General features: G+C 67.9%; 13 protein-coding genes. 5 read left to right on the top strand and 8 right to left on the bottom strand.

Annotated features, from left to right (window positions below; translation table 11 throughout):
• Positions 1 to 137: 137 nt before the first annotated feature.
• The 3 genes from ACIHAO_RS01615 to ACIHAO_RS01605 all read right to left on the bottom strand — a co-directional run bounded on the left by ACIHAO_RS01615 (position 138) and on the right by ACIHAO_RS01605 (position 2,842).
• Positions 138 to 287: a hypothetical protein gene (locus ACIHAO_RS01615; RefSeq protein ID WP_007032374.1), complete on the bottom strand. Its 150-nt coding sequence runs from the start codon at positions 285 to 287 to the stop codon at positions 138 to 140.
• A gap of 414 nt (positions 288 to 701) precedes the next feature.
• The gene (locus ACIHAO_RS01610) at positions 702 to 1,892 is read right to left on the bottom strand and encodes an ATP-binding protein (RefSeq protein ID WP_125779934.1); all 1,191 of its coding nucleotides are present in this window, start codon (positions 1,890 to 1,892) and stop codon (positions 702 to 704) included.
• 188 nt (positions 1,893 to 2,080) lie between these two features.
• Positions 2,081 to 2,842: a MerR family transcriptional regulator gene (locus tag ACIHAO_RS01605; protein ID WP_396554249.1), complete on the bottom strand. Its 762-nt coding sequence runs from the start codon at positions 2,840 to 2,842 to the stop codon at positions 2,081 to 2,083.
• A gap of 71 nt (positions 2,843 to 2,913) precedes the next feature.
• Here ACIHAO_RS01605 and ACIHAO_RS01600 point away from each other — a divergent pair, with 71 nt between their 5' ends.
• Entirely contained in the window at positions 2,914 to 3,945 is a 1,032-nt protein-coding gene (locus ACIHAO_RS01600; RefSeq protein WP_396554248.1) for a glycerophosphodiester phosphodiesterase family protein, read from the top strand.
• A 129-nt stretch (positions 3,946 to 4,074) separates the two neighbouring features.
• On the top strand, positions 4,075 to 4,581 hold the full coding sequence (locus tag ACIHAO_RS01595) for a DoxX family membrane protein (protein WP_037307370.1): 507 nt from the start codon (positions 4,075 to 4,077) through the stop codon (positions 4,579 to 4,581).
• 66 nt (positions 4,582 to 4,647) lie between these two features.
• Here ACIHAO_RS01595 and ACIHAO_RS01590 read toward each other — a convergent pair whose 3' ends face one another.
• From ACIHAO_RS01590 to ACIHAO_RS01575, 4 genes are all read right to left on the bottom strand, one after another.
• Positions 4,648 to 5,019, bottom strand: a complete 372-nt coding sequence (locus tag ACIHAO_RS01590; protein WP_125790800.1) for a YciI family protein — start codon at positions 5,017 to 5,019, stop codon at positions 4,648 to 4,650.
• 99 nt (positions 5,020 to 5,118) lie between these two features.
• Positions 5,119 to 5,922 carry an ABC transporter permease gene (locus ACIHAO_RS01585; protein WP_125679465.1) on the bottom strand — a complete coding sequence of 268 codons (804 nt, stop codon included), beginning with the start codon at positions 5,920 to 5,922 and terminating at the stop codon, positions 5,119 to 5,121.
• On the bottom strand, positions 5,919 to 6,872 hold the full coding sequence (locus ACIHAO_RS01580) for an ATP-binding cassette domain-containing protein (RefSeq protein WP_396554247.1): 954 nt from the start codon (positions 6,870 to 6,872) through the stop codon (positions 5,919 to 5,921). The genes ACIHAO_RS01585 and ACIHAO_RS01580 overlap by 4 nt, the downstream gene beginning before the upstream one ends.
• Positions 6,873 to 6,941: 69 nt before the next feature.
• Entirely contained in the window at positions 6,942 to 8,231 is a 1,290-nt protein-coding gene (locus ACIHAO_RS01575) for an acetyl-CoA C-acetyltransferase (protein WP_396554246.1), read from the bottom strand.
• Positions 8,232 to 8,323: 92 nt separating this feature from the next.
• Here ACIHAO_RS01575 and ACIHAO_RS01570 point away from each other — a divergent pair, with 92 nt between their 5' ends.
• Positions 8,324 to 9,658, top strand: coding sequence for a 3-oxoacyl-ACP reductase (locus ACIHAO_RS01570; RefSeq protein WP_396554245.1), 1,335 nt, complete (start codon positions 8,324 to 8,326; stop codon positions 9,656 to 9,658).
• Between the two features lie 2 nt (positions 9,659 to 9,660).
• On the top strand, positions 9,661 to 10,506 hold the full coding sequence (locus ACIHAO_RS01565) for a MaoC family dehydratase (protein WP_396554244.1): 846 nt from the start codon (positions 9,661 to 9,663) through the stop codon (positions 10,504 to 10,506).
• Here the strand turns inward: ACIHAO_RS01565 and ACIHAO_RS01560 are convergent.
• Entirely contained in the window at positions 10,489 to 11,154 is a 666-nt protein-coding gene (locus ACIHAO_RS01560; RefSeq protein WP_016338219.1) for a TetR/AcrR family transcriptional regulator, read from the bottom strand. The genes ACIHAO_RS01565 and ACIHAO_RS01560 overlap by 18 nt on opposite strands.
• A 127-nt stretch (positions 11,155 to 11,281) precedes the next feature.
• Between ACIHAO_RS01560 and ACIHAO_RS01555 the strand changes: the two genes are divergently transcribed.
• Entirely contained in the window at positions 11,282 to 11,917 is a 636-nt protein-coding gene (locus ACIHAO_RS01555; RefSeq protein WP_396554243.1) for an SCP2 sterol-binding domain-containing protein, read from the top strand.
• The last annotated feature ends 30 nt before the right edge of the window (positions 11,918 to 11,947 follow it).

The following is an 11,947-nucleotide window of genomic DNA, read 5'->3' as shown; positions in this document are numbered from 1 at the left end:
GATGCTGCCAGGTCGGGGGTCCGCCAGCATCACGGGGTCGTAGTGGGTATCGACGCCACGTTCCGCGGCGTTACACCTCACGCACTATGTGTCGTAGGTCACTCGAACGGGCGACACCTACAACGGTTGTTGTCGGGTCAGCGCATGTGCGTGTGACGCGCCTGGGAGATAGCGATGAGCTCCTGACGAACGGTCGCGGTGGCCGCGGTGTCGATCGCCCGGTTCAGGGCCCGGCGAGTGCGAGCCTCGGCGCGACGGGCACGGAGCTTGGCGGCGATGTTGTTCATCGGTTTTTGTCATCCCCTTGGGAGTAGATCTTGCGTCTTCGTGGCTGTGCTTCTAGTATGCACCCTTTTTCACAAGGAAGCCAACGATTATCCGGTGACTTGGCACACCTGCCGATGAATCATCGGCAACAAGAGCGTAAAACCGGAGAGATTTGGTGGTGCCGGTCACTTCTTGGTAACGCTGGAGGTCTCTAGCGCCTGCCCTATACGGCGGAAGAGGGCGCGATGAAGCGACGGTAGGAGTCTCTACCGCTTTCTAGAGCTGAGGCGATAAAGCCGCAGAGAGGCTTAGGCGCTGTCCTGTGAGTCATCTTCGCGGTGACGGGACGGGTGGACCGACCCGGAGGCGAGAGCAAAGGTCCCCCGCTCCCTTTCCGCAGGTCAGCACACCCGGCGATACTTACAGGACAGCGCTTAGTCGCGGCCGAGCAGATAGTGGCCGAAATGCGGGACGGTGAAGGCGATGTGGCCGCGCTCGGCGGAGTACACGAGGCCCTTCTTCATCAGGCTGTCCCGCGCCGGCGACAGCGACGAAGGCTTCCGTCCCAGGTAGACGGCCACATCGGCGGTGCCGGCGGACTCGTCCCTGCCCTGGGTCAGCTCGGCCATCGCGAGCAGGTACTCACGCTCTGCGGGCGTCGCGCGTTCGTACCGGGAGCCGAAGAAGCCGACCGCGAGTTCCGATTCGGCCTCCGGAGCGGCGACCTGGACGTCCTTCACGGTGATGGGGTCGGCGGGCGCGGCATCCCAGGCGGCCTTGCCGTACGCCTGGATGAAGTACGGATAGCCGCCCGACGCGTCGAACAGGGCGTCCAGCGCCTCCGGCTCGATGCCCGCGTCCTCGCGTTCGATGGGCGCCATCACCGCGAGGTCGGCGTCTTCGCGATCGAGCCTGTCGATGCGCGCGTAGCGGAAGAGGCGCTCCGAGTACGACTTTGATGCCGAAAGGACCGCGGGCACGTGCGGCAGGCCCGCGCCGACCACGACCAGCGGTGCACCGGACTGCGAAAGCTCGTGGCAGGCGGCGCAGAGCGCGGAGACGTCCTCGGGCAGCAGGTCCTGGATCTCGTCGATCAGCAGCGCGACCCCGGTGCCGACGTCGGCCGCCAGCTCCGCGACCTCGGTGAACAACTCGACCAGGTCGATCTCGATGTCGCCCGAATCGGCGCGACCCTGTGCGGCGGGCACGTCGATGCCGGGTTGCCAGCGGTCGCGGAGCTTCGCGTCCGGCTTGTTGGCGCGCAGCGCGAACGCCTTGAGCACGCCGAGCACCTGCTCGACCCGGTCGGGTGCGCGATGGCGCACGGCGAGGTCGCGGATCGCGCGATGCAACGCGGCCGAAAGCGGCCGCCTGAGTTCGGTGTCCGGGCGGGCTTCGATCTTGCCGGCGCCCCAACCGTGCTTGATGGCCCGCGAGCGCAGCTCGCCCAGCAGCACGGTCTTCCCCACGCCACGCAGGCCGGTCAGCATCAGGCTGCGTTCGGGTCTCCCGCGCGCGACCCGTTCGAGCACGACCTCGAAGGCCTGGAGCTCGCGCACGCGGCCTGCCAGCTCGGGCGGCCGTTGACCGGCGCCCGGGGCGAAGGGGTTGCGGATGGGATCCACTCTCACACGCTATCGGCGTTTCTAGCGTGGAGCCGATATTCCGCCATAGAGGGATAGGCGTGTCGCGCGGGTTACGCCGACCGGCTTGAGATGAAGGGGCCTTTCATAGCAAATTTTGCAATGAAAGCGTCCTTCATGGCGTCCTGGTGGCTCCGAGCGGACGGGTCTGCAGCCCCGCCCCTCGGTCATCAGTCGCGCAGGTTGCGCTCGGCGTACGCCGCCATCGCGTCACGGATGTACTCCGCGGTGCCCGCGCCGTGCTTCTCGTCGTACTGCCCGTAGCGCGGGTCGTCGACGTACAGCTGCCCGAGACCGGCGAAGTAGCCCTTCGACACGGCCCGCACGGCCGGCCGAAGCCACTCGTACAGCCGCTGCGTGATCGCCTGGGCCTCGTCGCCGTCGGCGGGCAGGCCCTTGGCGTGCGCTTCGCCGAAGGCCGCCGCGATGTCCTTCTGTTCCTGCTGGTGTGCCTTCTTGTCCTCGACGCTCAGCGACTTCCACCACCGGTCGCCCTGCTTGTAGGCGTCGGCGCCCCAGCGTTCGGTGACCTCCTGCTCGTACTTCGTGTGGTCGAAGCCGTCGAACACTTCCGTTGCCATCAGTTGTTCACCTCTTTCCGTCTTCTTCAAGGTCGTCCTGACCGATTCGATCTGCCGTCCGAGCCGCTGTCGCTCCTGCTCCAGCCACTTCAGGTGCGTGCGTAGCGCCGCTGTCGTGTCCTGCTCTCCTTCGAGCACTTCGCCGATCGCGGGCAGGCTCAGCCCGAGTTCGCGAAGCAGCAGGATCCGTTGCAGCCGCACCAGCGCGTCCTGGTCGTAGTAGCGGTATCCGTTGTTCCCCACCCGGCTCGGTTCGAGCAGCCCGATCTCGCCGTAGTGGCGCAGCGTGCGGCTCGTGGTCCCGGCCGAGCGGGCGATGTCCTGGATCGACCACTCCTGCTCGTTCGGCATGTCCACGAAGGTAGAGGTTGACGTCGCGTCAAAGTCAATCGAAGTTCACCCGACCGTGGCATGGTTCACGAATGAAGACATTCGCGCTGGTCATGGCCGCTGCGCTGACCTTGACGACGGCCGGGGTCGCCGACGCGCATCCGCGTCGCGCCTTCGACATCCAGGCCCACCGCGGCGGGCTCGGCCTCACGGTCGAGAGCACGCTCGCGTCGTTCGGCAAGGCGATGGAGCTGGGGGTGACCACGCTCGAACTCGACCTCCAGATCACCAAGGACGGTCGCGAGGTGATCACCCACGACCGCAAGACGACAGCCGCGAAGTGCCGCGACACCGCGCCCGCGACGCCCGGCGACCCGGCGTACCCGTATGTCGGCAAATACGTGAAGGACCTGACGTTCGCGCAGGTCCGCACGCTCGACTGCGGGTCGATCCGCCAGCCCGCGCATCCCGGCCAGACGCTCTCCCCCGGCGCCAAGATGCCGACGCTCGCCGAGCTGTTCCAGCTGGCAAGGGACCATCGGGCCTGGGGGATCAAGTTCAACATCGAGACGAAGGTCGAGGCCGCCGCACCACACGAGACGGCGCCGCGTGAGCAGTTCGTCCAGCGGGCGGTGCGCGAGATCGTGCGCGGCGGCTTCGCGCACAACGTCTCGATCCAGAGCTTCGACTGGGGCGCGCTGATGCGGTTTCGCGAGGTCGCGCCGTGGCTCCCGACGGTCGCGCTGACCCAGCCCGAGTTCCTGCAGGTGGGTCAGCCGGGCAAGTCGCCGTGGCTCGGCGGGCTCGACGTCGACGACTTCGGCGGCAGCCCCGTCCGCGCGGTGAAGTCGTTCGGCGCGAAGGCGCTCTCACCGGTGCACGGCAACCCTCAGGGCGGCAAGGTTGGCGACCCGGACTACCGGCCGTTCACGACGAAGGCGCTGGTCACCGAGGCGCATCGCGCGGGGATCAAGGTCGTGCCCTGGACGATCGACGACCCGGCCACCATGCACAAACTGATCGACGACGGGGTCGACGGCATCATCACCGACTATCCCGACCGCTTGCGGGAGGTCGCGGCCGACCGTGGCTTCAAGCTGCCGAGGGCGTATCGGGACCACTAAGGAAATCTAGAGCTCTCTAGTGGCAGAGAAATATTTCGGGATACTCCGTTAGCGCGGTTCGGCGATGTGGCGGGCGGGAAGACTGGGGATAGGTTTGTTTCCCGGGTCCGGATCAGAAAGGTTACGACCGTGATTCTCCGTCGCGTCGCACGTCCGCTCCTCGCCGCGATCTTCATCTCCGGTGGGATCGGCGCGCTGAGGGACACCCAGGGGCACGCCAAGGCGGCGGAGCCGTTCCTCACCGAGTCCTTCGACAAGCTGGAAGGCGTGGTGCCGGAGTCGGTGCCGCGCGACCCCGCCACCCTCGTCCGGATCGACGCCGCGGTGAAGGTCGGCGCCGGAGTCGCGCTCGCCGCGGGCAAGGCGCCGCGCCTGGCCTCGCTGCTGTTGCTCGGCAGCCTCGTCCCGACCACGCTGGCCGCGCACCGGTTCTGGGAGATCAAGGAACCGGCCGAACGTCAGCAGCAGCAGATCCAGTTCATCAAGAACGCCGGTCTCGCCGGTGGCCTGCTGCTGGCCGCCGCCGACACCGCCGGCAAGCCGTCGCTCGGCTGGCGTGCCCGCCGCGCCGCGTCGAAGACGGAAAAGCGCGCCGAGAAGCTGGCGAAGAAGGCCGAGAAGGCGATCACCAAGTAGCGCTCCGCAATTAGTCACCTACTTGCGCCGCGAAGAGGTCGCAAGTAGGTGACTAATTGCGTGGGATCACGAGGTGAGGGCGGCGATGTCCTCTTCCTCGACGACGGTGCGCACCTCGACCTCGATCTCGTCGAACAGCGCGGCGTAGGACTCGGCGAACGAGACGGCCTCGGCCAGGTCCTTGGCGTTGATCAGCGCGAACCCGCCGATGACCTCTTTGGCCTCGGTGAACGGACCGTCGGTCGCGGTGATCTTGCCGCCGCGCACCTTGCGGACCTTCGCGCCCTTCTCCGACGGGTGCACGCCCTCCGCCGTGATCAAGATGCCCTTCTCGAACGAGTCCTGGATGAAGGCGCCCATCTGCTCGATGAACTCCTTGCTGGGGTTCCAGGCTTCCGGGGCGCTCTCGTCGAGCCGGTGCATCATCAGAAACCGCATCGCTGCTCCTCAGTGTCTTGGCGGGGCTGTTTCTACCCCGCCTTCACCGACGCGTCGAGCGGCTCGACGGCGGTTCGACATTTCGACGGAGAAGTTTTTCTAGCGGCTCGCGACCTTCTTGTACTGGGCCGTCGCGAGCGGCGCGAAGATCGCGATGATGGCGACGCAGCACAGGATCGCGTACAGCGAAGCGTTCTCGGCCGGCCAGCCCGTCGGTGCCGCGCCGAAGCGGTTGCCGAACAGGTCACGGGCCGAGTTGATCACCGCGGTGAACGGGTTCCAGTCGGCGATCGCCTTCAGTACTCCCGGCAGTTTGTCCGCCGGGACGAACGCCGTCGAGATGAAGCTCAGCGGGAACATCCACATCAGCCCGGCGCTCTGCGCGACCTCGACACTGCGCGCGACGAGCCCGATCCACGCGCCGACCCAGGACAGCGCCCAGGCGAACATCAGCATCACGAGGTAGCCGAGCACCGCGTCGAGGAAGCTGCCGCGGATCCGCCAGCCGACGAGCAGCCCGCACAGCGACATGACGATCAGCGCGACCACGCTGATCACCAGATCCGACGTCGTCCGGCCGAAGATCACCGCGAGGCGGGAGATCGGCAGCGAACGGAACCGGTCGATGATGCCCTTCTGCAGGTCGTTCGCGAACCCGATCACGGTGAACGCCGAGTTGAAGGCGACGGTCTGCGCGAAGATGCCGGCGATCAGGAACTCCCGGTACGCGAGCCCGCCCGCTTCCCCGCCGATCGCGTCGCCGAAGACGTACGCGAACAGCAGCACGAACATGATCGGCTGCAGGGTCGCCGCCATCAGCCAGTCCGGGTTGCGCTGGACGTTCTTCAGGTTCCGCCAGGTGATCACGCCACCGTCGGAAAAGGCCTTCGCGACCGCGCTCACTTCTTGTCCCCCTCGTCCGTCGCGTGCCCCGTCAGCGAAAGGAACACGTCGTCGAGCGTCGGCCGGTGCAGCGCGACGTCCTGAATGGCGACGCCGTGGCCGTCCAGCCGCCGCAGCGCCTCGATCAACGCCTTCGGCCCGCCCTCGACCAGGACGTCGACCTTGCGGGTGTGCTCGTCGACCGACGGCGTCCCCGAGCCGACCTCGGTCAGCACCTGCGTGGTGACGGCGAGGTCGCTCGTGTTCGCCACGACCAGCTCCAGCCGCTCGCCGCCGATCTCCTGTTTGAGCTCGTCGGCCGTGCCGCGCGCGATGACCTTCCCCTTGTCGATCACCACGATCGAGTCGGCGAGCTGATCGGCCTCCTCCAGGTACTGCGTGGTCAGCAGCACCGTGGTGCCGTCGGCGACGAGTTCCTTGATGACCTCCCAGGTGTCGATCCGGCCGCGCGGGTCGAGCCCGGTGGTCGGTTCGTCCAGGATCACCACGGTCGGCTCGGCGACCAGCGCCCCCGCGAGGTCGAGCCGTCGCCGCATACCGCCGGAGTACGTCTTGGCGGGGCGATCCGCCGCGTCCTCCAGCCGGAACCGGGCGAGCAGTTCACGTGCCCGCGTTTTCGCCGCGGCCTTCTTGCTCCCGTACAGCCTGCCGACCATGTACAGGTTTTCGAACCCGGTGAGGTTCTCGTCCACGGCGGCGTACTGCCCGGACAGCCCGATCGACCGCCGGACGGCGTCGGGCTGGGCCAGCACGTCGTGCCCGGCCACCTCCGCCTCGCCCGAATCCGGGCGGAGCAGGGTGGTCAGGATGCGGACCGTCGTCGTTTTGCCGGCACCGTTCGGCCCCAGCAGGCCCAGCACCTTGCCCTTCGGGATCGACAGGTCGACCCCGTCGAGCGCCCGTGTGGACCCATAGGTCTTGACCAGCGCTTTCGCCTGAACTGCGAACATGCGCACACGCTAGACCCGGGCACCGACAAAGGCACCCGGGTTTTTCCCCGATCCGCTCCCGGCGAACGGTTACTTTTCGAGGATCGCGGTGACGCCCTGGCCGCCCGCGGCGCAGATCGAGATGAGTCCGCGGCCGGAGCCCTTCTCGCCCAACAGCTTCGCGAGCGTGGCGACGATACGGCCGCCGGTCGCGGCGAACGGGTGCCCGGCCGCCAGCGACGAGCCGTTGACGTTCAACTTCGCCCGATCGATGGCGCCGAGCGGCTCGTCGAGACCGAGCTTCTCCTTGGCGAAGGCCGGGTCCTCCCACGCCTTGAGGGTGGCGAGCACCTGCGACGCGAAGGCCTCGTGGATCTCGTAGAAGTCGAAGTCCTGCAAGGTGAGCCCGGCGCGCGTGAGCATCTGCGGGACGGCGTACGCGGGCGCCATCAGCAGGCCCTCGTCGCCGTGGACGTAGTCGACGGCCGCGGTCTGCGAGAACGTCAGGTACGCCAGCACCGGCAGCTTCCTGGCCTTCGCCCACTGCTCGGTGGCGAGCAGGACGGTCGACGCGCCGTCGGACAGCGGCGTCGAGTTGCCCGCGGTCATCGTGCCGTCAGGACCACCGAAGGCGGGCTTCAGCTTCGCGAGCTTCTCGGCGCTGGAGTCCGGCCGCAGGTTCTGGTCGCGGGCCAGCTTCAGGTACGGCGTCACCAGGTCGTCGAAGAAGCCCTTGTCGTACGCGGCGCCGAGGCGCTGGTGGCTGGTCGCGGCGAGTTCGTCCTGCGCCTCGCGCGTGATCTCCCAGACCTTCGCGGTCAGCGCCGCGTGCTCGCCCATGGACAGGCCGGTGCGCGGCTCGGAGTTGCGCGGGATCTCGGGGACGATGTGGCCGGGGCGCAGCTTCGCGGCGAGCTTCAACCGGTCGGGGAGCGTCTTCGCGGCGTTGAGCTGCACGAGGATTTGGCGCAGGTCGTCGTTGACCGCCAGCGGCGCGTCGGACGTGGTGTCGACGCCGCCCGCGATGGCCGAGTCGATCTGGCCGAGCGCGATCTTGTTGGCGACGTTGATGATCGCCTGGAGGCCGGTGCCGCAGGCCATCTGCACGTCGGAGGCGGGGGTGGCGGGGTTCAACCTGCTGCCGAGGACGCTTTCGCGGGCGAGGTTGAAGTCGCGGGCGTGCTTGAGCACGGCGCCGGCGGCGACCTCACCGATCACCTCGTCCTGGAGGGAAAAGCGGCTGACCAGGCCGTCGAGGGCGGCCGTGAACATGTCCTGGTTCGACGCTTTCGCGTACGGGCCGTTCGAGCGGGCGAAGGGGATCCGGTTGCCGCCGATGATCGCGACCTTGCGCACGGGTGCCGTCCTTTTCGTGGCCATTTTTTCCACTCCTCCGTAGGCTCTCTCACACTGTAACCTACTAGCGAGTAGGTTAGAATGCGACGTGACGCAAACTGCACGGGAGGCATGTAATGGCTGACAGGTACCAGCAGTTCACGAAATCCCCGGTGGGGAAGTTCGTGGTGCCGAAGCTCGGCCTGCCGAATCCCGCGACGCTCCGCCGGTACAAGCCCGGTCAGCCCCCTCTCGAGGGTCCCGCACTTCTCGGTGCCGCGCCGGGCGGTCGCCTCGAAAAGGTGATCGAGGCGCAGCTGCACCGCGCGGGCATCGAGGTCGTTTCGACGGCTGCCGACAAGCACGCCGCGCTCGTCTTCGACGCGACTGGCGTGAAGGACCCGAAGCAGCTTCGCGAGGTCTACTCCTTCTTCCACCCGGTTATCCGGAGCGTCGGGCCGTCGGGCCGTGTCGTCGTCCTCGGAACGCCGCCGGAGCTGGCCGAAGGGCACGAGAGGATCGCGCAGCGCGCCCTCGAAGGCTTCGTGCGTTCCGTCGGTAAGGAACTGAAGCGCGGCGCGACCGCCCAGCTCGTGTACGTCGCCGAAGGCGCCGAAGAGGCCACCGAGTCCACGCTCCGGTTCCTGCTGTCGTCGAAGTCCGCGTTCGTCGACGCCCAGGTCATCCGCGTCGGCACCGAGACCAAGACCGCGTCCGCCCCGGCCGACTGGACGAAGCCCCTCGAAGGCAAGGTCGCCCTGGTCACCGGCGCTTCCCGCGGTATCGGCGCCGCCATCGCCGAGGTACTGGGCCGCGACGGCGCCCACGTCGTCGCGCTCGACATCCCCGCGCAGGGCGCGGACCTGTCCAAGGTGGCCAACAAGGTCGGCGGCTCGTCGCTGCAGCTGGACATCACCGCCGCCGACGCGCCGGAGAAGCTCGCCGAGTACCTGACCACGCGCCACGGCGGCGTCGACATCGTCGTGCACAACGCGGGCATCACCCGCGACAAGACGCTCGGCAACATGACCGAGGGCGGCTGGGACTCGGTCATCGCGGTCAACCTCGCGTCGCAGCTCGCGGTGAACGAGAAGCTCGTCGCCGGCAAGGTGCTGCACGAGAACGGCCGGATCATCGGCGTCTCCTCGATCGCCGGGATCGCGGGCAACGTCGGCCAGACCAACTACGCCACCAGCAAGGCGGGCGTCATCGGCATGGTGAACGACGGCGCGCCGAAGCTCGCCGAATACGGCGGCACGATCAACGCCGTCGCGCCCGGTTTCATCGAGACCAAGATGACCGCCGCCGTTCCGCTGTTCATCCGCGAGGCCGGGCGGCGGCTCTCCAGCCTCGGCCAGGGCGGGCTGCCGGTCGACGTCGCCGAGACGATCGCCTGGTACGCGAACCCGGCTTCGGCCGCGGTCAACGGCAACGTGGTCCGCGTCTGCGGCCAGGCACTGCTGGGGGCGTGATCATGGCGGTCAAGGAACTCCGCGAATCGCCGAGCCTGTCTTCGCTGTACCCCAAGGCGTTGCTCGGCTCGCTGCGCAAGAGCGGCGGGAACACGCTGCCCGGCACCGAGTTCGTCCGCGAGGGCGTCGTCGTCGACCCGGCGCATCTCGCCGCGTACAACCAGGTGTGCGGATTCCGGCTGGACGACGTCCTCCCGGCGACGTATCCGCACATCCTCGCGTTCCCGCTGCAGATGGCGCTGATGACCGAGGCCGACTTCCCGTTCCCGTTGCTGGGCATGGTGCACGTCGCGAACCGGATCACCCAGCACCGGCAGCTGCGGCTCGACGAGACGTTCACCCTGCGCGTGCGTGCCGAGGATCTGCGCCCGCACGAGAAGGGCAAGCAGTTCGACGTCGTCAGCGAGCTGCTGGTCAACGACAGTCCGGTGTGGACGGACGTCAGCACGTACCTGCGCCGCGGTGGCGGCAGCGGCGAGAAGACCTCACGCGGTCAGCTCTCCCAGCCGACGGCCAACGCGATCTGGCAGGTGCCCGGCGACATCGGCCGCCGCTACGCCGAGGTCTCCGGCGACCGCAACCCGATCCACCTGCACCCGATCACCGCGAAAGCGTTCGGCTTCCCGTCCGCGATCGCGCACGGCATGTGGACGAAGGCGCACGCGCTCGCGGCGTTCGAAGGCAGGCTTCCGGAGGCGTTCACCGTCGACGTGAAGTTCAAGCAGCCGGTGCTGTTGCCGGCGAAGGCGGCGTTCACGACGTGGAGTGAAGGCGAGGGCTGGGCCTTCGAACTCTGGAACGCGCGCAAGCCGAAGCCGCACCTGGAGGGCTCAGTCGTCGCTCTCTGACGGCTTCCAGATCTCGCCCTCGACGAGGTCGTTGAACCCGAGCCACACCAGGTTCATCAGCCACGAGGCGAGTACGCCGTCGGAGACATCGGGGTGGTCGAGGGCCCAGTCGGCCAGCGACTCGGCCGCCCCGACCAGCGCGGCGGACAGCCCGGCGCCGGAGAACTCGGCCTGCTCGCCGAGACCCTTGCGGGTGCCCGCGGAGACGACGAGCGCGGCGACCAGCTCGATCGCGCGGGTGCGCATGTCGGTGATCTCCGCGGCGAAGGTGCCGCCCACGGTCATGGCCTGGCGGTGCAGCACCGTCCAGGACTCGCGGTAGTCGGCGACGAACCGGTAGAACGCGCGGAGCCCGTGCCAAAGCTGCATGTCGGGCGGCAGATCGGGTTTGATCCCGTCCTGCACCGCCTCCAGCAGGCGGGTGGCTTCGCGGCGGATGCACGCGCCGAAGAGGTCTTCCTTCGAGCCGAGATAGGTGTAGATCATCGGCTTGGACACGCCGGCGACCTCGGAGATCTCGTCCATCGACGCGGAGTGATAGCCGTAGCGCGAGAACACCGAGACCGCTGCGTCCAGGATCTGGCGTTCCCGCACCGCTCTCGGCAGCCTTTTGGCGCGTTCGGCGGGACGCGGTACTTCCTCGGACACTCAGGACCTCCCATTAGTTCGCGTGAGACGCTACCGGGCTACCACCGGCAAGGGTGATTTCGGCACGCTTGCCCGCGTACCTACTCACGGGTAGCCTTACGCTCGGGTAGGCGGAACTGGAGGGAAGATGACCGAGACCGTGGGGCTGACCGGCCGCGCGCTGGTCGACGCGCTGGAGCGGATCGAGCCGGATTCCGCCGAAGCGCACTCTCTCGACGTCAACGAGGTCGCGGGCGCCATCGACCCGAAGGACCTCGGCAAGGACGACGTCCGGCGGTTGCTGGCCGCACTCGGACGGCTCGCCGAATCCGCGCCCGCGTTCGACCTCCGCAAGGTCGACCCGGCCCGCTTCGCGAACCTCGTCGCGCGCGCCTCGCGTACACAACTCGAGAGCGTCGTCGCCGAACGGCCGCTCCGGGACCGGGTGCTGCGCGAGATCTTCGACCGCATGGGCGCGCACATCCGGCAGGACCGCGCGAAGACCCTGCACGCGGTGGTGCACTGGCGGCTGTCCGGCGGCACCGGCGACGGCGGGTACGACCGCTATGAGACGGTCATCTCGCATGGCGAGTGCACGGTCAGCCGGGACATGAGGGAGAAACCGAGGGTGACGATCACGATCGCGCCCGTCGATTTCTTCCGGCTCATCACCCATCAGGCGACACCCGCTGTGCTATTCGTCACGGGAAAGATCAAAGTAAAAGGTGACCTGGCATTCGCGGCGGGGTTGATCGGTTTCTTCGACCTGCCGAAGCCGTCCTGAACCCGGCCGAGCAGATACACTTCCGTGCCG

Source organism: Amycolatopsis sp. NPDC052450 (assembly GCF_044547565.1).
Classification (GTDB): domain Bacteria; phylum Actinomycetota; class Actinomycetes; order Mycobacteriales; family Pseudonocardiaceae; genus Amycolatopsis.
The sequence above is the reverse complement of the archived record's forward strand: the minus strand, read 5'-3'. Positions and strand labels throughout refer to the sequence as shown.